Genomic DNA, 23,381 nt, shown 5'->3' with positions numbered 1-23,381 from the left:
GAGAGCACGATGCCCTGGACCAAGATCACTCGGGAGCAATATCGGCGGGACGATCTGCGTTATGCAAGCGATATGACCGATGCGGAGTGGGCGCTGATCAGACGCCTGTTGCCGCGAGCGAACCGGCGCGGCCGGCCGCGTAAGACGGAGCTGCGTCGTGTGATCGAAGCGATCCTCTATATCGTTTCGACCGGCTGCCAGTGGCGGGCGTTGCCGCAGGAGTTCCCGCCCTATTCGACGGTGCAGGGCTATTTTTATAGATGGCGGGATACAGGCCGGTGGCAGAGGATTGTCAGCGTGCTTGTCCGACGGGCGCGAAAAAAGCTTGGACGGACACCGAAGCCGACGGCAGCCGTGATCGACAGTCAAAGTGCGCCGACCACCCAAGCTGGCGGACCGCGCGGCTACGATGCAGGCAAGCGCATCTACGGCCGCAAGCGGCATATCGTGACGGATACCAATGGCCTCCTCCTCGGGGTTCATGTTCATCCGGCCAACGTTCAGGACTGCCATGGCGCCGTACCGCTGCTGAAGAACGTGCGGATGAACTTCCCCCGGCTGCGCCACGTCTTTGCCGACCGGATCTACCGCGGAAATCAACTCCTCGACGCGCTCTCAGACTGCGGTCCATGGACTGTCGAGATCGTCGAGCGGCCTCAAGGCGTCAAAGGCTTCCAGCTTCTGCCGAGGCGGTGGGTGGTTGAACGCACATTCGCTTGGTTCGGCAGATGCCGCCGCCTCGCCAAGGACTTCGAGGCGACGGTGGCAACCGAAGCTGCCTGGCTGCTGATTGCACACATCAGGCTCCTGACCCGCAGACTTGCCGCTGCTGGTAAGGTTGGGTGACTTATGAGTCAGACTCTGAGGTGCGAGCCTTGCGGCGCGATTACGCCGCTGGGCGAGCCTCGAAGGATGCACGGCCCGTATGCATCGACTCGGGAGAGAGCCCGGCCGTCGACCCTTCGAGACGCCGCTTCGCGGCTCCTCAGGGTGACGGTGAGATAGCTTGCGCGTCGCTCGGCTTCACCCGCGATCCGCAAAAAGCAACGAAGCCGCCCGGATGGGCGGCTTCGCGATGGCTGATGTTTGGTGGCGGTGCGCGTCGCGCTAGCCGCCGGTCTCGGCGCTGATGATGTCACCGAACAGCTCCCACTGCCCGTTCTTGAACTGCATCATCTTGAGCTGCTCGACCGGCGCGAAGTCGGTCGCGCTGGTGTTGATCCTGATGCCGGGGATCAGCGTGTCGGGCGCAAAATCCTTCAGGCTCGCGGCCTGCTTCATCACGTTCTCACGCGTCAGGTTGTCGCCGGCCTGCTTCAGCACCTGCACCATGGTCTGGGCCGCGGCGTAGCCATAGACCAGATTGGCGTCGGCGAGGTTGGCGCCCGGCATGTACTTCTCGGCGAAGGCCATGAACTTCTTCATGCCCTCGTCGTTCTTCCATTGCGGATCGGACGCGTCCTTCAGATAGCCGGCCGACAGCACGCCTTCCGAGGCCTCGAGCCCGGCAGGCTTCATGACCGCGCCGATCGAGATCGAGACGTCGGTCATCACCTGCATCGGCTTCCAATTGAGCTCGGCGATCTTCTTGATCGCCTGCGCCGCGAATTTCGGCGTCGAGATGTTGACGAACACGTCGGCGCCGGTGTCCTTCAGCTTGACGATGTGGGAGTCGATCGAGGGCTCGGTGGTCTCGTAGCTCTCTTCGGCGACGATCTTGACGCTCGACTTGTCGAGGATCTCCTTCAAGCCGACCAGGTAGTCCTTGCCGAAGTCGTCATTGGCGTAGAAGATCGCGACCTTGGCATCCGGCTTGGCCTTCAGGATGTACTTGCCGAAGATCCGCGCCTCGACGCGATAGCTCGGCTGGAAACCCATGGTCCACGGGAAATCCTTCGGATCGTTCCACTTGCTGGCGCCGGTGGCGAGGAACAACTGCGGCACCTTCTTGGCGTTGTGATACTTCTGCACCGCGGTCTGGGTCGGCGTGCCCAGCGCGTTGAACACCAGGAAGACCTCGTCGCTCTCGATCAGCTTGCGGATCTGCTCCACGGTCTTCGGCGGCGAGTAGCCGTCGTCATAGGAGATCCAGTTGATCTTGCGGCCGTTGATGCCGCCCTGGTCGTTGATCATCTTGAAATAGGCTTCTTCGGTCTTGCCGATGACGCCGTAGGCGGAGGCGGGACCGCTATAGGCCTCGACATTGCCGATCTTGATCTCGGTGTCGGAGGCGCCGGTATCATACTTCTTTTGTGCAAAGGCGGCCTGGGTGGAGAGCAGGCAGAGCGCCGTGGCGGCTGCCAGCCGCGACAGTGTTGTTGTTTTCATAAAGGCAATTTCCTCGATTGATCTTGGTTGGGGACTTACGCAACGAACCCGCAGCCGGTCCCGGCAGACGGCAGCGGGGCAATCCTTGTCGGGGCGAATCCCGGAACGCGCGGCGCGCGTCTGGCTCACGCCGCGGTATCGGTTGGCTTCGGCCGGCTGAATTGTTGCCGGAGCGTCGGCTTATGAATTTTGCCTGTCGCGTTCCGCGGCAGGACCTCGATGAATTCGATCAGGCGGGGGCATTTGAACCGCGCCAGATTGGCCTGGCAATGCGCGTGAACCTCGGCCGGGGTCAGCGAATGGCCGGATTTCACGGCGATGATCGCCATGCCGACTTCGCCCCATTGCTCGTCGGGGATGCCGATCACGGCGGCTTCGGCGACGGCGGCCAATTGATGCAGCACGCTCTCGACCTCGGCCGGATAGACGTTCTCGCCGCCCGAGATGTACATGTCCTTCCAGCGGTCGACGATGTAGTAGAAGCCTTCCTCGTCGATCCGCGTGGCGTCGCCGGTGTGCAGCCAGCCGTCGGTGAAGGAGGAGGCATTGGCGTCCGGCCTGTTCCAGTAGCCCGGCGTGATGTTCGGGCCCTTGACCCAGAGCTCGCCGAGCTCGCCGACTGCGGCGTCGCTGCCGTCGGGCCGCACGATGCGGACCTCAGTGTGCAGCACCGGCTTGCCGGAGGAGCCGGCCTTGCGCGCGGCATCCTCGCGGTCGAGCACCATCACCGCCGGCGAGGTCTCGGTCATGCCGTAGCCCTGCTGCAGCGCGACGCCGCGCGCCTCCCAGGTCTTGAGCAGCGGCACCGGCATCGGCGCGCCGCCGACGCCGCCGATCACGAGGCGGCTGAAGTCTGCTGTGGCGAAGGAGGGATGCTGCGCCATGAACTGGTAGATCGCGGGCACGCCGAAGAATACGTTGATGCCTTGCGCCGGGTCGCCGATCAGCTTCAGCGCCTCGCCGGGATCGAAGGCGCGCATGATCAGCACAGTGCCGCCGGCATGCAGCACCGGGTTGGTGTAGCAATTCAGCCCGCCGGTGTGGAACAGCGGCAGCACCGTCAGCAGCACCGAGGCCGGCGAGATGTAGGCGGGGCCGCCGAGATTGACGCAATTCCAGAACGTCATCCCATGCGTGATGATCGCGCCCTTGGGCTGGCCCGTCGTCCCCGAGGTGTACATGATGGTCGAGATGTCATCGAGCATGACCTCCTCGAACCGTTCGAGCGGCGTGGCTGCCGCGATGCCGGCCTCATAGGCGCCGCCCGGGCCGAGCCTCACGGTCGCAGCGACATTGCAGAGCCTTGCCACCGCAAGCGCGGTCTCGGCGAGATCGTCGTCGTGGATCATCACCTTCGGCGCGGCGTCGTCGGTGATGTAGCGCAGCTCGGGAACGGTGAGGCGGGTGTTGAGCGGCAGGAAGATCGCGCCGATCCGGAAGCAGGCGAACTGCACCTCCAGCGTATCCGTCGTGTTCAGCGCCAGCACCGCGACGCGGTCGCCGCTGGCAACCTTGAGCCCATCGCGCAGCCAGGCCGCGAGCCGCGACACGCGGGCGTCGAGCTCCGCATAGTTGAAGCGGCGTCCGCTGGCGAGATCGACAAGCGCCATCTTGTCCGGCGTGCGCCGGCGATGATGCGCGATCCAGTCGTAATAACGAACCGGCAAATTTCCCTCCTCCGGAACGGCAGTCTTGCGCCGCCTGTTCCTGGCTCAATTGATGCCATGAATTGGCAGTGGAGGGGGCGTATAAGGATACTGTCTTGCGTTTAGTGGCTGGCAAATCGCCGGATCGGGCGTCGGCGCCGATGGCAGCCACTCGACGCAAGTGAACCGGGAGAAATCCGGACATCGTCGGAGGGAAGAATCAACGGAGCACGCGGATGGCAAACCCGTTCTACACCGGCGAGCATGAGGCCTTTCGCGAGGTGATGCGGCGCTTTGTTGCCAAAGAAATCGAGCCTTATGCCCATCAATGGGACGAAGACGGCGAGTTTCCGCGCGAGCTCTATGCCAAGGCATCTGCGATCGGGCTGCTCGGCCTCGGCTTCCCGGAAGAATATGGCGGCATCGCCGCCGACCAGTTCATGAAGATCGTGGCCTCGCAGGAGCTGGCGCGGGCCGGCGCCGGCGGCGTCTCCTCGAGCCTGATGAGCCACACCATCGGCTCGCCGCCGATCGCGCGCGCCGCGCGGCCCGAGGTTAAGGCCCGGGTGCTGCCGGACGTGCTCGCTGGCAAGAAGATCTCCGCGCTCGCGATCACCGAGCCGAGCGGCGGCTCCGATGTCGCGAACCTGCGCACCAGGGCGCGGCGTGACGGCGACCATTATGTCGTCTCCGGCGAGAAGACCTTCATCACCTCGGGCATGCGCGCCGACTATCTGACGGTCGCGGTGCGCACCGGCGGCGAAGGTCCCGGCGGCGTCAGCCTGCTGCTGATCGAAGGCAATACGCCGGGCCTGTCCCGCACCAAGCTGAAGAAGATGGGCTGGTGGGCGTCGGATACCGCGACGCTTCACTTCGACGAATGCCGCGTGCCGGTCGAGAACCTGATCGGCGAGGAAGGCCAGGGCTTCAAGATCATCATGCAGAACTTCAACAGCGAGCGCATGGGCATGGCGGCGAGCTGCACCGCCTATGCGCGCGTCTGCCTCGACGAGGCGGTCGCCTATGCCAAGGAGCGCAAGACGTTCGGCAAGCCGATCGCGCAGCACCAGGTGATCAGGCACAAGATCGTCGACATGGCACAGAAGGTCGCGGCCTCGCAGGCGATGCTGGAAATGCTGGCATGGCGGCTCGGCCAGGGCGAAAGCCCGGTCGCCGAGATCTGCATGATGAAGAATCAGGCGACCCAGACCATGGCGCATTGCGCCTCCGAGGCGGTGCAGATCTTCGGCGGCGCCGGCTTCATGCGCGGCGTCAAGGTCGAGCGCATCTACCGCGAGGTCAAGGTCAACGCCATCGGCGGCGGCACCGAGGAGATCATGAAGGACCTCGCGAGCCGGCAGATGGGGTTGTGATCGCGTCAGGTGATGATGTGGTCGCGGCGAAAAGGCGGATTGTGAACCCTCCCCCTGAAAGGGGGAGGGCAGGGTGGGGGTCAAGCCGCGCGTTCGACTGCTAGCTTGCGTTCCGACCTCCCCCTTTCAGGGGGGGGTGAGAAGGAAAGGTCATTCCGGGGCGCGCGCCAGCGCGAACCCGGAATCCAGAGGTAATGGATCGAGATTCCGGGTTCGATGCTTCGCATCGCCCCGGAATGACAAAGGATGGTTCGAGAACATGCTCTTCACCGCCGACCACGACGAACCGCGCCGCGCTCTACAAAAGTTCATCGCGGCCGAGATCAATCCCCATGTCGACGAATGGGAGAAGGCCGACATCTTCCCGGCGCATGAGCTGTTCAAGAAGCTCGGCGATCTCGGCTTCCTCGGCCTCAACAAGCCGGTCGAGTTCGGCGGCCAGGGCCTGGATTATTCCTACGCGCTGATGATGGCCGAGGAGTTGGGGGCTATCACCTGCGGCGGCGTGCCGATGGCGATCGGGGTGCAGACCGACATGGCGACGCCCGCGCTGGCGCGGTTCGGCTCCGACGAGGTGCGGCGCGAATTCCTGGTGCCGGCGATCGCCGGCGATCAGGTCGCGTGCATCGGCGTCTCCGAGCCCGGCGCCGGCTCCGACGTCGCGTCGATCAAGACCAGTGCGCGCGCCGACGGCGACGACTACGTCATCAATGGCGGCAAGATGTGGATCACCAACGGCACCCAGGCCGACTGGATCTGCCTGCTCGCCAACACCAGCGACGGCCCGGTCCATCGCAACAAGTCGCTGATCTGTGTGCCCATGAAGACCAAGGGCGTGCAGATCGCGCGCAAGCTCGACAAGCTCGGCATGCGTTCGTCGGATACGGCGCAGATCTTCTTCGACAATGTCCGGGTCCCCAAGCGTAACCGGATCGGCGAGGAGGGCCGGGGCTTCACCTACCAGATGATCCAGTTCCAGGAGGAGCGGCTGTGGGGTGCGGCCGCCTGCCTGAAGGCGCATGAATTCATCATCAACGAGACCATCGACTACACTCGCAACCGCAAGGCGTTCGGCGGCTCGATCCTCGACAACCAGGTGGTGCACTTCAAGCTCGCGGAAATGCAGACCGAGGTCGAGCTGCTGCGCTCGCTGATCTATCGTGCCGGCGAGGCGCTGGTGGCCGGCGAGGACGTGACGCGGCTCGCGACCATGGCCAAGCTGAAGGCCGGCCGGCTCGGCCGCGAGCTTACCGATGCCTGCCTGCAATATTGGGGCGGCATGGGTTTCACCAACGAGACGCCGGTCAGCCGCGCCTATCGCGACAGCCGCCTGACCTCGATCGGCGGCGGCGCCGACGAGGTCATGCTCATGGTATTGTGCAAGATGATGGGCACGCTGCCTGGCCTGAAGCAAAAGGGAAACGCCTGATGATCACGCTCTATCACTGCGACGCCGCGCGCTCGTTCCGTCCGCTGTGGATGCTGGAGGAGCTCGGGCTACCCTATGAGCTCAAGATGCTGCCGTTCCCGCCGCGCGTGTTCGCCAAGGAATATCTCGGCATCAATCCGCTCGGCACCATCCCGTTCATGATCGATGGCGAGACCAGGATGACGGAGTCCTCCGGCATCTGCCATTATCTCGGCACCAAATACGGCCCGACGCCGCTGATCGTCGGCGTCGACGAGCCGGCCTATGGCGCGTTCCTGAACTGGATGTATTTTTCCGACGCGACGCTGACCTTCCCGCAGACGCTGGTGCTCCGCTACAGCCAGCTTGAGCCGGAGGAGCGGCGCAACCCGCAGGTCTCGGGCGATTATGCAAAATGGTTCCTGGGCCGCCTGCGCGCGGTCGAGGCCGCCGCCGCGAAGTCGGAATTCCTCTGCGCGGAACGCTTCACCGCGGCCGACATCGCCAACGGTTATGCGCTCCGTCTCGCCAGCAATATCGGCCTCGCCAAGGATTTCGGGCCGAATGTCGCGGCCTATTGGGCGCGGCTGCAGCAGCGCGACGGTTACCAGCGCGCGGTCGCGGCGGAGCAAAAAGCCGGTCAGGAACAGAACGTTGCGCCGCGGGCGCGGCTTTAGCGCTCGTCATTCCGGGATGGTGCGTTAGCACCAGACCCGGAATCTCGAGATTCCGGGTTCGATGCTGTCGCATCGCCCCGGAATGACGACGTTTCGTTGCAGTGACAGCGTGCGAATTTGCGTTATGGTAGCTCCGCCGCAGCGGCCCAAAGAGCCGCGCGAGGAGGAACCGCCATGGACGCGATCGTGGACGCGAAGTGCCAGAGCTCCAGCCAGCAATCCGGTCACCGGATGCTGATCACGCCGGAACGGGTGTTCTATGCCGGGCTGCTTGGACGCCCGCGCGAGCGCTGTCCCGGTGCATTCCATGTCTATGTCGCGATCCGCGACGGCTTGCATCTGTCGACCAGCGAAGGCCGCGAGTCGCATGGCGAGCTCGCGGTGACGATGCCGAACCTGCGCCACACCATCACCAGCGAATATCGCTCGGCGATCTGCGTCGCGATCGAGCCGGAAAGCGTGCCCGACGGCACGCTCGAAGCCGTCGCCCGCCGTCTGCAAGGATCGGACTCCCATCTGTTCGCCAATCGCATTCGCAACGCTTATGCGACGCTCGCCGAGATGCAGCATCGCGACGCGATCGCGAATGCCGAGTTCGACACCATGTGCTTCGGCGACGCGCTGCCGCAGCGCGTGCTCGATCCGCGTGTCGTGCGCGCGATCGGCCGCATCGGGCAATTCTCCGGCGAGCCGGTGACCGCGGCAGGCTGCGCCGCCGAGGCCGGGCTATCGCCCTCGCGCTTCCTGCATCTGTTCAAGGAGGAGACCGGGATCTCGTTCCGCTCCTTCCGCGCCTGGAAGCGCGCGCGGCATCTGCTGCACTTCGCCAACCAGGACATCAACCTCGCGCATCTCGCGCAGGATATCGGCTATCCCGATAGCACGCATTTCAGCCACTCGATCCGCCGCTTCTATGGCTTGAAGCCGCGCGCGATCTTCTCCGGCTCGCGGGACCTTGCGATCTACCGCACCGGGCAAACCGCGAGCGAGCGCGCGCTGACTTAACCATCCGTCGTCCCGGCGAAAGCCGGGACCCATACCGCGTGATCTATCCGTGACGCGGGATGGCAGAGATCTCGCGAAGCAATTGACGGCTGTGGTTATGGGTCCCGGCTTTCGCCGGGATGACACTTGGGTTGTTCTGCGTTCACAAGTTCGCGCCCTGAATCACCTCGCCGAACCGCAGCCAGCCCGGACCTTCGATCCGTTGCAGCTGAAGCTGCTGCAGCGGGTGATGATTGGTCGGGCTGGTGTTGACGCGGATGCCGGGCAACAGCGTCGGCACCTCGATGTCCTTCAGGTTGTTGGCCTGCGCCATGATGTTGTCGCGCGTGAAATTGCCCTTGCACTGCTCGAGCACGATCTTCAGCACCTGCGCCACCGTGTAGGCGTAGAGGTTGTAGCCTTCCTTCGGATTGCCGTCGGGGAAGTACTTCTCCATGAAGGCGAGGAAGTTCTTCACGCCGGGATCATTGGCCCAGGCGGGATCGGCGACGTCCTTGACATAGGCCGACGAGATCGTGCCCTGCGACTTGTCGAGGCCGACAGGCGCGATGGTCGAGGAGATCGAGGCGGCGCCGCTGGCGATGAAGTGCATCGGCTTCCAGCCGAGCTCATAGATCTTGCGGATCGACTGCGCGCAGAACTTTGCCGTGGTGCCGGAGATCAGCACATCTGGGTTGCCGCCGCGCAGCGCAACGATCTGGGAATCGATCGTGGGATCGGTAACCTCGTGCGAGGCCACCACGGCCGCGGTCGCGAACCGCTCGCCGAGCACGTCCTTGGCTCCGGCGACGAAATCCTTGCCGAGGTCGTCGTTCTGGTAGAGCACCGCGAATTTCGCGTTCTTGTTCTGGCTCAGTGCATACTTGACGAACACCTGCGCCTCGGTCCGCGCGCTCGGCGCAAAGCCCATGGTCCAGGGATAGGTCTTGTAGTCGCCCCATTTGTCGCCATTCACCGACAGGAACAAGTGCGGCACCTTGGCGGCGTTGATGTATTTGACGACCGACGAGTTCGGCGCGGTGCCGAGCATGTTGAACAGAAAGGCGACATTGTCGCTTTCGATCAGTCGGCGCACCTGCTCGACCGTCTTCGCCGGGTTGAACGCATCGTCATAGTAGATGTACTTGATCTGCCGGCCGGCGATGCCGCCCTGCTCGTTCAGCATCTTGAAATAGGCTTCCTGGCAGCGCGCCTGCACGCCGAGCGCGGACACCGGGCCGCTGAGCGAAGTGGTGCTGCCGATCCTGATCTCGGTCGCGGTGACGCCTGGCGTGTCGTCGGCCAGCGACGGCTTAAGACCCGCGACCGCGGCAAGTCCCGCGCCTGCCGCGCCGGTGAGCCATGTGCGCCGGTTGATCGAGACCATGACGTTCTCCCCGTGATGCCGGCTTGTTGCGCCGCTTCTGCTTAGAACCAAGGTTAGGCATGACGCTTGTGCCGCGTCTTGTGTTAACCGGCTGGCGACGGATTGTGCCGTGAGCGCATCCACTTAGCCAGTCAACGCAAGATGGCGCGAAGGCAAAGTTCTCATCATGGCGAAATCAGCAGCGCATGTGCGCTGCAAAGCGGACAAGAGACCCATGAGCGACAAGGCCGTCATCACCTGCGCGCTGAACGGCGTGCTTACCGACCCGAAGCAGCACAACGTTCCGGTGACGCCGGAACAGATGGCGCGCGAGGCCAAGGCCGCGTTCAACGCCGGCGCCAGCATCATGCACATCCATCTGCGGCAGCAGGAGCCGAACAAGGGCCACCTGCCGTCGTGGGATGTCGGCGTCAGCAAGGAGATCCAGCAGGCGATCCGCGAGGCCTGCCCCGGCGTGATCATCAACCACACCACCGGTACCTCTGGCCCGAACTACCAGGGCGCGCTCGATTGCGTGCGCGAGACCAGGCCCGAGATCGCCGCCTGCAACGCCGGCTCGCTGAATTATCTGAAGGTGAAAGCCGACAACACCTGGGCCTGGCCGCCCATGATGTTCGATAACGCGGTCGAGAAGGTGCAGGACTATCTCGACGTGATGAAGGCGGCCGGCACCATTCCCGAATTCGAGTGCTTCGATGTCGGCATCGTGCGTTGCGTTGGCATGTACCGGCAGACCGGGATGTATTCCGGTCCGCTCGAATACAATTTCGTGATGGGCGTCGCCTCGGGCATGCCGGCCGATCCGGAGCTGTTGCCGATCCTCCTGAAGCTGAAGGTGCCGGAGGCGCATTGGCAGGTCACCGCGATCGGCCGCGCCGAGATCTGGCCGCTGCACCAGCGCGCCGCCGACCTCGGCGGCCATCTGCGCAGCGGGCTCGAGGATACGTTCTATCTCGGCGACGGCACCAAGGTGACGTCGAACGGGCAACTCGTCGAAGGGCTCGCCGCCTGCGCGCGCCGCGCCGGCCGCGAGATTGCGAGCCCGGCGGAAGCTCGGCAGATTTTTGGAACGCGACACTGACCGTCATTCCGGGGCACGCGAAGCGTGAACCCGGAATCTCGCGCCACACCTCTGGATTCCGGGTCTGCGCTTCGCGCATCCCGGAATGACGGAGCCCGGGAGGAGAAACGCATGCACAATCTCGCAGCAACCGGCGGCGTCACCGGGCCGGGTCGTATCGGCCGGGTCGCGATCGGCGACCTGTTGAAGCGCGCCGCGCGGCGGTTTCCGGATCGCATCGCGCTGACCGACGGCAGCAGGCAGGTCACCTTCACCGAACTCGAGCGCGACGCCAATCGCTTCGCCAATCATCTGGTGCAGCGCGGGCTGAAGCCGGGCGAGAAGATTTCGACCATCTGCAACAACTCTGTCGAATTCGTCAAAGCGCTGTTTGGCATTCACCGCGCCGGGCTGGTCTGGGTGCCCATCAACACCATGCTCGGACCGGCTGATATGGACTACATCCTCGGCCATGCCGAGGTGCGTTTCGCCATCATCGATGACGCCCTTCATGCCCAGGCCGACCGCCGCGCCGCGCTGGAAGCGCGCGGCATGGAGATGATCGCGATCGATCTGACCGGCAATGCCGGCAAGACCGGATTGCAGGAGTTCAACGGTCTGCTGGAGGGACAGTCCGATATCGAGCCTGACATCGAGATCAACGACCGCGACCTCGCGATGATCATCTATACGTCAGGCACGACCTCGCGGCCGAAGGGCGCGATGCATTGCCACCTCGCCGTTGTCATGGCCGTGATGAGCAACTGTATCGAGATGCAGCTCTCGCGAGATGACGGAATCACCGGGCAGTTTCCGCTGTTCCACTGCGCCGGCCACGTGCTGCTGCTCAGCTATCTCTCGGTCGGCGGCCGCATGGCGCTGATGCGCGGCTTCGATCCGGTGGTTTGCATGGAGGCGATCGTCCGCGACAAGCTCACCGTGTTCGTTGGCCTGTCCTTGATGTATCAGGCGATCCTCGATCATCCGCGCCGCCGCGACTACGACCTGTCGGGCCTGCGCTGCTGCATCTACACCATGGCGCCGATGGGCAAGCCGTTGCTCGAGCGCGCCATGGCCGATCTCTGTCCGAACTTCGTGCTGTCCAGCGGCCAGACCGAGATGTATCCGGCGACGACGATGTCCCGCCCGGAGGTGCAGCTCGACCGCTACGGCAACTATTGGGGCGAATCGCTGATCGTCAACGAGACCGCGATCATGGACGACAATGGCAACCTGCTTCCGCGCGGCGAGATCGGCGAGCTGGTGCATCGCGGGCCCAACGTGATGATGGGCTACTACAAGGACCCCAAATCGACCGAGGAGGCGCGCAAGTTCGGTTGGCACCATACCGGCGATCTAGCCTTGATCGACGGCAATGGCGAGGTGCTGTTCCTTGACCGCAAGAAGGATATGATCAAGTCGGGCGGCGAGAACGTTGCCTCCGTCAAGATCGAGGAGACGTTGCTGGCGCACCCCGCCGTGCAGAACGCCGCCGTGGTCGGCCTGCCGCATCCGCAATGGGGCGAGGCGGTCTCCGCTTTCGTCAAGCTGAAGCCCGGCGCGGTGGCCGACGAGGCCGGCATCGAGGCGCATTGCAGAAAGCATCTCGGTGGCTTCCAGGTGCCGAAGCTGGTGCGTATCCTCGAGGAGATGCCGATGACCGCGACCGGCAAGCTGCGCAAGGTCGAGCTGCGGCAGCAATACAGTGGGCATTTTGTGGAGCGCGCCTAGTGGCCATCATCGAGAACACGATTTCCACCGGCAGCGCCGCCTTCCAGGGCAATCGCGACGGCATGCTGGCGCTGATCGCCCGGATGCGCGCCCTGGAGGAGCGGACGCGCGCAGCCTCCGCCGCGGCAAAGGACCGGTTCCACAAGCGCGGCCAGCTGTTGCCGCGCGAGCGCGTCGCGCTGGTGCTCGATCCCGGTTCGCCCTTCCTCGAGCTGTCGACGCTCGCCGGCTACATGTTCGACGTAGCGGATGCGGACAAGAGCGTGCCCGGCGGCGGACTGGTCGCCGGCATCGGCTTCGTCTCCGGCATCCGCTGCATGGTCAGCGCCAATGATGCGGGCATCGACGCGGGCGCATTGCAGCCTTACGGCCTCGACAAGACGCTGCGGGTGCAGGAGCTCGCGCTGGAGAACAAGTTGCCCTATGTGCAGCTGGTCGAAAGCGCCGGCGCCAATCTGCTGCGCTACCGCGTCGAGGACTTCGTCCGTGGCGGCAACATCTTCCGCAACCTGGCGCGGCTGTCGGCGGCAGGGCTTCCCGTCGTTACCGTCACCCACGGCTCCTCGACCGCGGGCGGTGCCTACCAGACGGGCCTGTCCGACTACATCGTGATGGTGCGCGGCCGCACCCGCGCCTTCCTCGCCGGGCCGCCTCTGCTCAAGGCCGCCACCGGCGAGATCGCGACCGAGGAGGAGCTCGGCGGCGCCGAGATGCACACCCAGGTCTCGGGCCTTGGCGATTATCTCGCCGAGGACGACCGCGACGCGCTGCGCATCGCGCGCGACATCATGGCCAAGTTGCCTTGGGACCGGCCGGCACCGGCGCCGGCCGCGTTCAAACCGCCGCGTTACGACGCGGAGGAACTGCTCGGCATCATGCCGATGGACCACAAGCGTCCCGTCGACATGCGCCAGACAATCGCGCGCTTCGTCGACGATTCCGACTTCACCGAGTTCGGCGCCAATTACGGTCCGGCGACGGTCTGCGGCCAAGCCCGCATCCAGGGGCAAGCGATCGGCATCATCACCAATAATGGCCCGCTCGACGTGCCCGGCGCCAACAAGGCGACGCATTTCATCCAGGCCTGCTGCCAGTCGCGCACGCCGATCCTCTACATGAACAACACCACCGGCTACATGGTGGGCAAGGCCTATGAAGAGGCCGGCATGATCAAGCACGGCTCCAAGATGATCCAGGCGGTGACCTCGGCGACGGTGCCGCAGATCACCCTGTATTGCGGGGCCTCGTTCGGCGCCGGCAATTACGGCATGTGCGGGCGCGGTTTCCACCCGCGCTTCTGCTTCTCCTGGCCCAACGCCAAGACCGCCGTGATGGGCGGCGAGCAGGCCGCTGAAACCATGGCGATCGTGACTGAGGCCGCCGCCGCGCGGCGCGGCAAGCCGATCGAGAAGGAGAAGCTGGACGCGATGAAGGCGCAGATCACCGGGGTGTTCGACAGCCAGATGGACGTGTTCTCGACCAGCGCCCGGGTGCTCGACGACGGCGTGATCGATCCGCGCGACACGCGGACGGTGCTGTCAGAGGTGCTTTCGATCTGCCGCGAGGCCGAGGCCCGCAGCCCGCAGCGCATGCAGTTCTCGGTGGCGCGGCCATGAGCGGGGCAATCGTGAAGCGGACGCCGTTCTTCAAGATCCTGATCGCCAATCGCGGCGAGATCGCGCTGCGCATCATGCGATCGGCACGGCGGCTCGGCCATGGCGTCGTCGCGGTCTATTCGGACGCCGACCGTGACGCGCTGCATGTGCGCGAGGCCGACCAGGCGGTGCGGATCGGCGAGGCGCTGCCGGCGCAATCCTATCTGAAGATCGACGCGATCATCGCCGCCGCCAAGGCGAGCGGCGCCGGCGCAGTGCATCCCGGCTATGGCTTCCTCGCCGAGAACGAGGATTTTGCGCGGGCCTGCCGCGATGCGGGTCTGGTGTTCATCGGTCCGTCGCCGGAAGCGATCCTTGCGATGGGCAACAAGGCCGGCGCCAAGGAGATCATGCAGAAGACCGGCGTGCCCTGCGTGCCCGGCTATCAGGGCGCCGACCAGAGCGATGCCGTGATGCTGGCGGAAGCGAGGGCCATTGGTTTTCCGGTCATGATCAAGGCGGTCGCCGGCGGCGGCGGCCGCGGCATGCGGCTGGTCACCGATGCGGCGGCATTTCCCGACGGGCTGCGCAGTGCGCGGTCGGAGGCGCAGGGCGCGTTCGGCGATCCCACCGTCATTCTGGAGCGCGCGATCGTCAATCCCCGCCACATCGAAATCCAGGTGTTCGGCGACCGCCATGGCAACGCCATCCATCTCGGCGAGCGCGATTGCTCGGTGCAGCGGCGGCACCAGAAGCTGGTCGAGGAGGCGCCGTCGCCGGCGGTGACGCCGGAGCTGCGCGCGCGGATGGGCGCGGTCGCGGTGCAGGCGGTCAAGGCGATCGGCTACGAGGGTGCGGGCACGCTGGAATTTTTGCTCGATCGCGCCGGAAATTTCTACTTCATGGAGATGAACACGCGGCTGCAGGTCGAGCATCCCGTCACCGAGGCGATCACCGGGCTCGATCTGGTCGAATTGCAGCTGCGTGTCGCCAGTGGCGCGCCGCTCGGCTTGACCCAGGAGGACGTCAAGTTCTCCGGCCATGCCATCGAGGTCCGGCTCTGCTCGGAGGATGCCGGGCATGATTTCATGCCGCAATCCGGCCGGATGGCGCGGTGGCAGATGCCTGATGGCATCCGCGTCGAGCACGCGCTGCAGTCCGGCTCGGAGATTCCGCCGTTCTACGATTCGATGATCGCCAAGGTCATCAGCCATGGCACGACCCGCGAGGAGGCACGCGGCAAGCTGATCTGCGCCCTGGAGCAGCTCACGGCCTTCGGCGTCACCACCAACCAGGGTTTTCTGATCGACTGCTTGCGCCATCCGGTCTTTGCCAGGGGCGAGGCGACCACGGCCTTCATCGGCGACAACCGCGATGCACTGCTGGCGGTCCGGCCCGATCGCGGCAGCGATCTCGCGCTTGCGGCGCTGCTGCTTTACGTCACCAATCCCCACGCTCCGCCATGGCAGCGCGGCCGGTCGCTCGCAGCGACATTCCCGCTCGGCCTGCGGATCGATCTCGGCCACGGCGTGCAGGAGATCGAGATTGTCCGCGAGCGCGACGGCAGCTACATCGCGACCCGCAACGGCGATCGCTTCAGCTTCGTGATCGACGAGCTTGGTCAAGACAGCATCCGCTTCCACCACGATGGGGTGATGGAGCATGCCCAATTTCTGCGCGATGGCGACCGGCTCTATATCCTGCATCGCGGCGTCACGCTGTCGGTGCGCGATCTCACCCTCGCGCCGCCGGAGAGCGCGACGGCGGCCGGCGGTGACGGCAAGGTCCGCGCCGCCATGAACGGCCGGGTCGTCGCGGTGCTGGTGAAGCCGGGCGACAAGGTCGCGGCCGGCCAGCCGGTGATGACGCTGGAAGCGATGAAGATGGAGCATGTCCACACCGCCGGCGTCGCGGGCACGGTGTCGTCGATCGATGTCGCCGAGGGCGAGCAGGTGACGACGGGGAAGATCGTGGTGGAGATCGAGGCGGCGGCATAAAGACTGTCGTCCCGGCGAAAGCCGGGAGGTGGATTCACATTCGAAGTGCAACACTTGAGCAAAGGACTCGGCAGGCGTGCGGTAGTCAAGGCATTTGCGCGGGGTGTTGTTGTAGGCGGCGATGAACTGGCGGAACCTGGCGGTCGAGAGGGTTACGAGATCCGTCTTGCGGGGAATAAAGCGGCGCATCCTGCCGATGGCGTTCTCGATGCCACCCTTCTGCCAGGGGGCATGGGGATCGCAGAAGAAGGTCGCGATCGAGAGGCGGTGCAGCGCCAGGTGACCGGCGAACTCGGTGCCGTTGTCGAAGGTAACGCTCTGGCGCAGCTCTTGTGGAAGGGGCGCGAAGAAGCCCACGAGATGGCGGGCGACACCGCGCGCGACCTTGCTGGCAAGGCGGATGCCGAGCAGCAGCCGCGAGGTGCGCTCGTGCACGGTCAGCACGGCCTGACCGTATTTCGAGAACATCATCAGGTCGGCCTCCCAGTGTCCGGGCACGCTGCGGTCGGCCGCTTCGAGCGGCCGATTTGCCAAGGATACACGGCCTTCGATGAAGCTTGCGGGGCTGCCGCCCCGCTTGCCGCGGCAGCCGCGCTTGCTCTTGGCGCGCGGCAGATAGCGCCGCCAGTTGAAGTCCGTGGTGCGCCTGAGTTGGCCATAGATGAAGCGGTAGATGGTCTCGTGGGAGATCACCTTGCGCCCGTGCTCGCGGGCCAGCCGGCCAGCGACCTGCTCGGGCGACCAGCCGCGGCGAAGGCGTTGCAACACCGCGCGGCGCAGGCCGGGCTCCCGTTCGAGGCGTCCGCCCGTCCAGCGCCGCGCTCGCATCTGGTGCTGGGCATAGCTCGGCTTGTAGCCGACCTGGCTCCCCCGATTGCGCCTCAGTTCCCGCGAGATCGTTGATGGCGAGCGATCCAGAGCTGCCGCGATTTGCCGGACCGAGCTGCCATTGGCCGATAGGCAGGCAATCTCGCATCGGTCGTCCAGAGAGAGCTGCTTGTAAGTCCGCCCCATGGCAACACCTCCTCAAGGAAGTGTTGCACTTCGTTTGTGAACTCAGGGGACCCATAACCACAGGGTTGAGTCGTTAGAAAGCTGTGGCCCCAGCGTCGTGCAACAATGACCTTCGGTGGCTATGGGTCCCGGCTTTCGCCGGGACGACATCGAGTATGTTGCGTCATCGAGAGTCATACATTCACGGCCTCTCAGGGGCACGCTGATAGGTTTGAATGCGCAGCCCTAATGCGCCGTACCCGACGCCTGTGGAGCGGCTTGCGGCGCCGTCTTGCCTTTCTTCGCCTTGCGCCAGTTCTCAAAACTCTGCACCACGACGAAGAACGCCGGCACGAACAGCACGGCGAGGCAGGTCGAGGCGATCATGCCGGAGAACACGGTGATGCCGATCGACTTGCGGGCGTTGGCGCCGGCGCCGGTCGCGATCACCAGCGGCAGCACGCCGAGGATGAAGGCAAACGACGTCATCAGGATCGGCCGGAATCTCGCGCGTGCCGCGTCGATCGCCGCATCCAGCACCGACCGTCCGTCGCGCAGATGACGTTCCAGCGCGACCTCGACGATCAGGATCGCGTTCTTGGCCGACAGCGCGATCAGCAGGATGGTGCCGATCTGGGTGTAGAGGTTGTTCTCGATATTCAGGCTCAGCAGCACCAGCGTCGGGCCGAGCAGCGACAGCGGTACGGCCAGGATCACCGAGATCGGCGCGTACCAGCTCTCATATTGCCCGGCGAGCACCAGATAGACCAGGAGCAGCGCCAGCGCGAACACGTAGTAGATCTGGCTGCCGACCTCCTTCTCCTGGTACGACATCGCCGTCCACTCAAAACCCGAGCCGGGCGGCAGCGTCTTTGCCGCGATCTCCTCCATCAGCGCCATCGACTGGCCGGACGAGTAACCCTGCGCCGGCAGCCCGATGATGGAGGCGGACGGATAGAGGTTGTAGAGGCTGATCAGCGACGGTCCGATCGAGGGCGTGATCTTGGCGACCGTTCCGAGCGGGATCATGTCGCCGTTGCTGTTGCGCACCATCATATTCTCGATGTCGCGCAGGCTCAGGCGGTACTGTGCCTCGGCCTGGGTATAGACCTGGAAGGTGCGGCCGAACTTGGTGAACTGGTTGACGTAGCTGGCGCCGAGATAGGACGACAGCGCCGCGAAGATCTGGTCGGGGGTGACGTGCAGGGTCTGCGTCTTGATGCGATCGACGTCGACGTCGAACTGCGGCACCATCGAGCGGAACGACGACTGGACCCGCTGCAGCGCGCTCTGGGTCTGCGCATTGGCCACGATCGCCCCCGTGACCGCCTGCAGCTTGCCGTAGTCGGCATTCCCGTCGCGCAGCTCGATCTGCATGGCAAAGCCGGCGGCGTTGCCGATGCCCTGGATCGGCGGCGGCGGGATCACCAGGATGCGCGCCTCCGGGATCACCGCGAGCTTGTCGTTGAGCCCGTAGACCAGCGAGCGCAGGTCCTCGCCCGGCCCGCGCGCGCTCCAGTCCTTCAGGATCAGATAGGCGACGCCGGCATTGGCGAGGCTCGAGGAATTGTCCAGCGCCGAGATGCCGGCGATGCTGATCACCTGGTCGACGCCGGGGGTCTTGCCGGCGATCGTGGTGACCTCGTCGAGCACGTGCTGGGTGCGGTCGAGGGCCGCGCCGTCGGGCAATTGCACCGCGGCGAGCAGATAGCCCTGGTCCTCGATCGGAATGAATCCGGTCGGCACCCGCGACAGGCCGTAGCCGGCAAGCCCGATGATGACAAGCGCAACGGCGACCGAGGTCTTGGCATGCCCGGCGATGCCGCTGACCAGCCGTGTGTAGCCGCGCTCCAGCCGGTCATAGACCGCGTTGAAGCCGCGATAGAAGAAATTGCGCTGCTCGGGCGGCGCGGGAGGACGCAGCCATAGCGCGCATTGTGTCGGCTTCAGCGTCGCGGCGTTGACGGCGCTGAGCAGCGCGGTGGCGGCGATCACCAGCGCGAATTGCGCGTACATCCGCCCGGTCAGCCCGGGCAGGAACGCCGCCGGCAGGAACACCGAGATCAAGACCAGCGTGATGCCGACGATCGGCGCGAACAATTCGTCCATCGCCTTGATCGCGGCGTCGTGGCCCGACATGCCGCGCTCGATATTGTGCGCCGCGCCCTCGACCACGACGATGGCGTCGTCGACCACGATGCCGATCGCCAGCACGATCGCAAACAGCGTCGACAGGTTGATGGTGAAGCCGAGCGCGGCCATGGCCGCGAACGCGCCGATGATCGTGACCGGCACGGTGGTTGCCGGCACCAGCATCGCCCGCCAGTCCTGCAGGAAGACCAGGATCACGACCAGCACCAGCAGGCCGGCCTCGAACAGGGTCTTGTAGACCTCCTGGATCGAGGCGTTGACGAATTTGGTGGTGTCGAACGGCGTGTCGTATTTGATGTCCTGCGGGAACTGCCTGGCGAGCTCCGCCATCTTCTTCTCGACGGCCTTCTCGACCTGCAAGGCATTGGCGCCCGGCGACTGGAACACGCCGATGCCGGTCGCGGGCTTCTGGTTCAGCGAGAAGATCTGGCTGTAGGTCTGCGCGCCGAGCTCGACCCAGCCGACGTCGCGGACCCGGGTGACGTCGCCGACATTGCCTGTCTTGACGATGATGTCCTCGAACTGGCTCTTGTCGTCGAGCCGGCCGTTGACGTTCAGCGTGTACTGGAACGCCTGGCCCGCCGGCGTCGGCGGCGCGCCGACCTGGCCGGCGGTGACCTGCTGGCTCTGCTGCTGGATCGCCTGGATGACGTCCTGCGGCACCAGCCCGCGCACCTGCAGCTTGTTCGGATCGAGCCAGACCCGCATCGAATATTGCCCGGCGCCGAACACCGTGACGTTGCCGACACCCGGCAGGCGCGACAGCTCGTCCCGGATGTTGATGGTGGCGTAGTTCGACAGGAACAGGCTGTCATAGGTTTTGTTCGGCGAGGTCAGCGTCACGAACAGCAGGATCGAGGTCGACCGCTTCTGGACCGTGACGCCCTGGTTCTGCACCGAGGTCGGCAGCTGCGACAGCGCGCTGGAGACACGGTTCTGCACCAGCACCTGCGCGAAATTGAGATCGGTGCCGATCTTGAAGGTCACCGTCAGCGTATAGGTGCCGTCGGCGCCGCTGTAGGACTGCATGTACAGCATGTCCTCGACGCCGTTGACCTGCTGCTCGATCGGCAGCGCCACGGTGTCGACCACCGTTTTGGCCGAGGCGCCGGGATAGCGCGTCGTCACCTGCACCGTCGGCGGCACCACGTCGGGATATTGCGCGACCGCGAGGTTGTACAACGCCACGCCGCCGATCAGGATCATCAGGATCGCGATGACGTTGGAAAGGACCGGGCGCTCGATGAAGAATTTCGAGATCATGGCGCGTGCGTCCTATTTGGCGGCTGTCGGCGCCGCGTCGGCCTTCTGCACCTGCGGATCGACCTTCTGCCCGGGGATCGCGCGCAGCAATCCGGCGGTCACGATGCGGTCATCCGGCTTCAGGCCGCTCTCGATGACGCGCAGCCCCTCATCGAGCGGACCGGTCGTCACCTTGCGCTGCTCGACCACATTCTCGGCATTGACGACCAGCACGTAGCGGCCGGCCTGGTCGCTGCCGATCGCGACGTCGGGCACCAGCAGCGCGTTGTCCTGCTTGTCGAACGGCACGCGAACGCGGACATAGAAGCCGGGCAGCAAAGTGCGGTCCGGATTTGCGAACACGCCGCGGACCGCGAGCGTGCCGGTCGACTGGTTGAGGGTCGGCGAGATGTAATCAAGCTTGCCCTTGTGCGGATAGCCGGTCTCGGTCTGCAGGCCGACCTCGACCGGCAACTGCCTGAGCTCGTTGACCGACAGACCACGACGGCGCGCTTCATCCCGCACGCGCTGCACGTCCTGTTCGTTGACGTTGAAATTCACATAGATCGGATCGAGCTGCACGATGGTGGCAAGCTGCGTCGGCGACGTCACGCCGACCAGCTCGCCGATCGAGACCAGGTGATTGCTGACGATGCCGTCGAACGGCGCGGCCACGTTGGTGTAGCCGTAGTTGACCGCCGCGATCCTGGTGTTGACCTGGGCCTGCTGCAGGCTGGCCTGGGCGTTGTCCCGGGTGGACGTCGAGGTATCAAGGGTCGCCTGCGAGACCGCCTGCCGCTGCACCAGGTCGGTCTGCCGCTTGAAGTCGAGCTCGGCCTGCTTCAGCGTCGCCTGCGCGCCGACCTCTGCGGCCTGCGCCTGTTCCAGCTTCAGCTTGTAGGTCTCCGGCTCGATCGTGAACAGCGTGGTCCCCGCCTTCACGAAGGAGCCGTCCTGATAGTTGATCGCCTGCAGGAAGCCCTGCACGCGCGCGACCAGATCGACGGTCTGGATCGGCGCGGTGTTTCCGGTTGCGTCCAGATAACGTGTGATGGCGCGCTGCACCGGCGGCGCAACCTCGACCTTGGGCGGCGGCGGTGCAACAAAACTGTTTTGCTCGCAGGCACTTAAACTGGCGAAGGCGGATACGACGAACACGATGCGCGCAAGCGGTGCATTTCGCAGCCGCACAAAACTGCTCCGACCGAAATGTGCCGACGCGCGCGCATGCCTCATGTCCGAGCCTCGATTCAAATGACTAAATTTAAAGATCTCGTGACGGGCAAAAAATCCGCCTGCTTCATCCATAGCAACAATCCGCTTGCAGCGGAACTCGAAAGCGAAAATGATGCCGCTCGCCGAGGTTGCTACAACAAGACTTTTTCAGAACTCAGTTCAGTTGAGCCGGAGACATCCGGCGCGACCAGAGGATTAATTCAGATGATCAATGCGTTGACACGAGCAACGAAGCTGTCCGCATGTCTTGCGCTTGCAGCATTCATGAGCACCGCACCGGCCTTGTCGCAGGCGCCGACCCAGGCGCAGCGCGACGCCATCAAGTCGCAATGCCGCAACGACTACATCGCCCACTGCTCCAGCGTACCGCCGGGCGGCGAAGCCTCACTGCAATGCCTGCAGAAGAACATGGCAAGCCTCGGCGCGGGCTGCGCCAGCGCGGTGAAGGCCGTCGAAGCGCCGGCCGCCGCACCGAAGGCAGACTCCGCGCCCGCGGCGGCCAAGACCGAAGCTGCTCCCGCGGCAGCGGCCAAGCCCGCCACCGAAGCCGCCGCACCGAAGGCGGCCGGGACGCCGTCCAACACGCAGATCTCCGCGATCCGCAGCGCATGCCGCTCCGATTATCCCAAGGTTTGCGCGGGCGTGCCGACCGGCGGCGCGGCGGCGCTGCAGTGTCTCGAAAAGAACAAGGGCAAGCTTTCGCCGGCCTGCGAGAAGGCCGTCGCCGTCGCTGGTGGCGGTGCCGCCGCGCCGGGCGCTGCAGCGACGACGGCAGCCCCGGCGGCTGCACCGGCCGTGATCGCGTTGCGGCCGCTGCGGCCGCGCGAAGAGCTGCTCGTGCTGCGCTCGGCCTGCGGCGCCGACGTCCGCTCGATCTGTGGCGGCGTCCAACCGGGCGGCGGGCGGATCGTGCAGTGCCTCGCGACCAATGCCGGCTCGCTGTCGCCGGCGTGCCGCGACGTGCTGGCGCCGTTCGCAGCGCGATAATCCTGTCGTCACGCTAGAGACTGGAGAAGGGAGCGAACAATGCTGCGTATTGTCCTGACCGCCGCGCTGCTTTGCGGCGCAACCGCTGTCTACGCCCAGGAGCTGACCACAGCGCAACGCGACGCCTGCATGGGCGACTACGAGAAGTTCTGCAAAAGCGTGACGCCCGGCGGCGGCCGCATCATCGCCTGTCTCGCCAAGCAGAGCGACAAGCTGGCGCCCGCCTGCAAGAAGGTGCTGGCGGAAGCGGAAAAGAAATAGCCGCGCCGGCGGTGAGACGACAGGTGCCCGGCGATTTGCGGGCACGGAGCCGTAGCACCTTGTTGCCACCTACAGGCCAAGCATACCTCACCCGGGAGAGGGAATTTTCATGCGTTCAATATTGCTGATCGCCGCGGCCCTGCTGTCCTTTGCCGCGACGATGACCTTTGAGTCCTCCGACGCCAATGCGGTCGTTTGCGCGCGCGGCGTCTATCGCGCCGGCTGCGCCGGCCCCAACGGCGCGGTCGTCGCCCGCAAACCCGTCGCCGCCGGCTGCCGCTGGGTATGGGTCGACGGGGTCAAGGCCCGCCGCTGCTACTGAACC

The 23,381-nt window shown here is 65.1% G+C and carries 17 protein-coding genes and 1 pseudogene; 12 read left to right on the top strand and 6 right to left on the bottom strand.

Features of this window, described 5'->3' with window-relative positions:
* The first annotated feature begins 9 nt into the window (after positions 1 to 9).
* Positions 10 to 846 carry an IS5 family transposase gene (locus tag J2R78_RS14470; RefSeq protein ID WP_253605076.1) on the top strand — a complete coding sequence of 279 codons (837 nt, stop codon included), beginning with the start codon at positions 10 to 12 and terminating at the stop codon, positions 844 to 846.
* Between the two features lie 261 nt (positions 847 to 1,107).
* Here the strand turns inward: J2R78_RS14470 and J2R78_RS14465 are convergent, their stop codons facing one another.
* Together J2R78_RS14465 and J2R78_RS14460 are read right to left on the bottom strand one after the other, a co-directional pair.
* A complete protein-coding gene (locus J2R78_RS14465) occupies positions 1,108 to 2,328 on the bottom strand; it encodes an ABC transporter substrate-binding protein (RefSeq protein WP_253605120.1) in 1,221 nt (406 codons plus the stop codon).
* Positions 2,329 to 2,453: 125 nt separating this feature from the next.
* Complete coding sequence (locus tag J2R78_RS14460; RefSeq protein WP_253605118.1) at positions 2,454 to 3,995, bottom strand: long-chain fatty acid--CoA ligase; 1,542 nt, start codon at positions 3,993 to 3,995, stop codon at positions 2,454 to 2,456.
* A 215-nt stretch (positions 3,996 to 4,210) separates the two neighbouring features.
* Here J2R78_RS14460 and J2R78_RS14455 point away from each other — a divergent pair, with 215 nt between their 5' ends.
* The 4 genes from J2R78_RS14455 (at position 4,211) to J2R78_RS14440 (ending at position 8,437) form a co-directional block, all read left to right on the top strand.
* Positions 4,211 to 5,347 carry an acyl-CoA dehydrogenase family protein gene (locus J2R78_RS14455; RefSeq protein WP_253605116.1) on the top strand — a complete coding sequence of 379 codons (1,137 nt, stop codon included), beginning with the start codon at positions 4,211 to 4,213 and terminating at the stop codon, positions 5,345 to 5,347.
* A gap of 259 nt (positions 5,348 to 5,606) precedes the next feature.
* Entirely contained in the window at positions 5,607 to 6,776 is a 1,170-nt protein-coding gene (locus J2R78_RS14450) for an acyl-CoA dehydrogenase family protein (protein WP_253605114.1), read from the top strand.
* On the top strand, positions 6,776 to 7,432 hold the full coding sequence (locus J2R78_RS14445; protein WP_253605112.1) for a glutathione S-transferase family protein: 657 nt from the start codon (positions 6,776 to 6,778) through the stop codon (positions 7,430 to 7,432). The genes J2R78_RS14450 and J2R78_RS14445 overlap by 1 nt, the downstream gene beginning before the upstream one ends.
* Before the next feature lie 174 nt (positions 7,433 to 7,606).
* Entirely contained in the window at positions 7,607 to 8,437 is an 831-nt protein-coding gene (locus J2R78_RS14440; protein ID WP_057021202.1) for a helix-turn-helix domain-containing protein, read from the top strand.
* A 142-nt stretch (positions 8,438 to 8,579) separates the two neighbouring features.
* Here the strand turns inward: J2R78_RS14440 and J2R78_RS14435 are convergent, their stop codons facing one another.
* Entirely contained in the window at positions 8,580 to 9,803 is a 1,224-nt protein-coding gene (locus tag J2R78_RS14435; RefSeq protein WP_076834865.1) for an ABC transporter substrate-binding protein, read from the bottom strand.
* A 214-nt stretch (positions 9,804 to 10,017) separates the two neighbouring features.
* Between J2R78_RS14435 and J2R78_RS14430 the strand changes: the two genes are divergently transcribed.
* The 4 genes from J2R78_RS14430 (at position 10,018) to J2R78_RS14415 (ending at position 16,186) form a co-directional block, all read left to right on the top strand.
* The gene (locus tag J2R78_RS14430) at positions 10,018 to 10,884 is read left to right on the top strand and encodes a 3-keto-5-aminohexanoate cleavage protein (protein ID WP_253605110.1); all 867 of its coding nucleotides are present in this window, start codon (positions 10,018 to 10,020) and stop codon (positions 10,882 to 10,884) included.
* Positions 10,885 to 10,995: 111 nt separating this feature from the next.
* Positions 10,996 to 12,594 (top strand): AMP-binding protein, encoded by a 1,599-nt coding sequence (locus J2R78_RS14425; protein WP_253605108.1) that lies wholly within the window; start codon positions 10,996 to 10,998, stop codon positions 12,592 to 12,594.
* On the top strand, positions 12,594 to 14,210 hold the full coding sequence (locus tag J2R78_RS14420) for a carboxyl transferase domain-containing protein (protein WP_253605106.1): 1,617 nt from the start codon (positions 12,594 to 12,596) through the stop codon (positions 14,208 to 14,210). Before J2R78_RS14425 ends, J2R78_RS14420 begins: the two co-directional genes overlap by 1 nt.
* Positions 14,207 to 16,186, top strand: a complete 1,980-nt coding sequence (locus tag J2R78_RS14415; protein WP_253605104.1) for an acetyl-CoA carboxylase biotin carboxylase subunit — start codon at positions 14,207 to 14,209, stop codon at positions 16,184 to 16,186. The genes J2R78_RS14420 and J2R78_RS14415 overlap by 4 nt, the downstream gene beginning before the upstream one ends.
* 153 nt (positions 16,187 to 16,339) lie before the next feature.
* On the opposite strand, the pseudogene J2R78_RS14410 reads toward J2R78_RS14415, so the two are convergent.
* From J2R78_RS14410 to J2R78_RS14400, 3 genes and pseudogenes are all read right to left on the bottom strand, one after another.
* A pseudogene (locus tag J2R78_RS14410) lies at positions 16,340 to 17,200 on the bottom strand (IS30 family transposase); the annotation flags it as partial.
* 225 nt (positions 17,201 to 17,425) lie between these two features.
* Positions 17,426 to 20,593 carry an efflux RND transporter permease subunit gene (locus J2R78_RS14405; RefSeq protein WP_253605102.1) on the bottom strand — a complete coding sequence of 1,056 codons (3,168 nt, stop codon included), beginning with the start codon at positions 20,591 to 20,593 and terminating at the stop codon, positions 17,426 to 17,428.
* A 12-nt stretch (positions 20,594 to 20,605) separates the two neighbouring features.
* Positions 20,606 to 21,763, bottom strand: coding sequence for an efflux RND transporter periplasmic adaptor subunit (locus J2R78_RS14400; RefSeq protein WP_253605100.1), 1,158 nt, complete (start codon positions 21,761 to 21,763; stop codon positions 20,606 to 20,608).
* A gap of 249 nt (positions 21,764 to 22,012) precedes the next feature.
* On the opposite strand from J2R78_RS14400, the gene J2R78_RS14395 reads away from it, so the two are divergent.
* The 3 genes from J2R78_RS14395 (at position 22,013) to J2R78_RS14385 (ending at position 23,378) form a co-directional block, all read left to right on the top strand.
* On the top strand, positions 22,013 to 22,795 hold the full coding sequence (locus J2R78_RS14395; RefSeq protein WP_253605099.1) for a cysteine rich repeat-containing protein: 783 nt from the start codon (positions 22,013 to 22,015) through the stop codon (positions 22,793 to 22,795).
* A 39-nt stretch (positions 22,796 to 22,834) separates the two neighbouring features.
* On the top strand, positions 22,835 to 23,056 hold the full coding sequence (locus J2R78_RS14390) for a cysteine rich repeat-containing protein (protein WP_028336261.1): 222 nt from the start codon (positions 22,835 to 22,837) through the stop codon (positions 23,054 to 23,056).
* Positions 23,057 to 23,165: 109 nt separating this feature from the next.
* Entirely contained in the window at positions 23,166 to 23,378 is a 213-nt protein-coding gene (locus J2R78_RS14385) for a hypothetical protein (protein WP_253588206.1), read from the top strand.
* Positions 23,379 to 23,381 lie beyond the last annotated feature (3 nt).

This window comes from Bradyrhizobium sp. USDA 4538 (assembly GCF_024171045.1).
Classification (GTDB): Bacteria; Pseudomonadota; Alphaproteobacteria; order Rhizobiales; family Xanthobacteraceae; genus Bradyrhizobium; species Bradyrhizobium australafricanum.
Note: the sequence above shows the minus strand (reverse complement) of the source record. Positions and strands in the feature narration are given on the sequence as shown.

What these genes read in the sequence shown, in the direction of transcription:
- J2R78_RS14470 (WP_253605076.1), top strand. Translation starts at nt 10, where the DNA reads ATGCCCTGGACCAAGATCACTCGGGAGCAATATCGGCGGGACGATCTG.
- J2R78_RS14465 (WP_253605120.1), bottom strand. Translation starts at nt 2,328, where the DNA reads ATGAAAACAACAACACTGTCGCGGCTGGCAGCCGCCACGGCGCTCTGC.
- J2R78_RS14455 (WP_253605116.1), top strand. Translation starts at nt 4,211, where the DNA reads ATGGCAAACCCGTTCTACACCGGCGAGCATGAGGCCTTTCGCGAGGTG.
- J2R78_RS14450 (WP_253605114.1), top strand. Translation starts at nt 5,607, where the DNA reads ATGCTCTTCACCGCCGACCACGACGAACCGCGCCGCGCTCTACAAAAG.
- J2R78_RS14445 (WP_253605112.1), top strand. Translation starts at nt 6,776, where the DNA reads ATGATCACGCTCTATCACTGCGACGCCGCGCGCTCGTTCCGTCCGCTG.
- J2R78_RS14440 (WP_057021202.1), top strand. Translation starts at nt 7,607, where the DNA reads ATGGACGCGATCGTGGACGCGAAGTGCCAGAGCTCCAGCCAGCAATCC.
- J2R78_RS14435 (WP_076834865.1), bottom strand. Translation starts at nt 9,803, where the DNA reads ATGGTCTCGATCAACCGGCGCACATGGCTCACCGGCGCGGCAGGCGCG.
- J2R78_RS14430 (WP_253605110.1), top strand. Translation starts at nt 10,018, where the DNA reads ATGAGCGACAAGGCCGTCATCACCTGCGCGCTGAACGGCGTGCTTACC.
- J2R78_RS14425 (WP_253605108.1), top strand. Translation starts at nt 10,996, where the DNA reads ATGCACAATCTCGCAGCAACCGGCGGCGTCACCGGGCCGGGTCGTATC.
- J2R78_RS14415 (WP_253605104.1), top strand. Translation starts at nt 14,207, where the DNA reads ATGAGCGGGGCAATCGTGAAGCGGACGCCGTTCTTCAAGATCCTGATC.
- J2R78_RS14405 (WP_253605102.1), bottom strand. Translation starts at nt 20,593, where the DNA reads ATGATCTCGAAATTCTTCATCGAGCGCCCGGTCCTTTCCAACGTCATC.
- J2R78_RS14395 (WP_253605099.1), top strand. Translation starts at nt 22,013, where the DNA reads ATGATCAATGCGTTGACACGAGCAACGAAGCTGTCCGCATGTCTTGCG.
- J2R78_RS14390 (WP_028336261.1), top strand. Translation starts at nt 22,835, where the DNA reads ATGCTGCGTATTGTCCTGACCGCCGCGCTGCTTTGCGGCGCAACCGCT.
- J2R78_RS14385 (WP_253588206.1), top strand. Translation starts at nt 23,166, where the DNA reads ATGCGTTCAATATTGCTGATCGCCGCGGCCCTGCTGTCCTTTGCCGCG.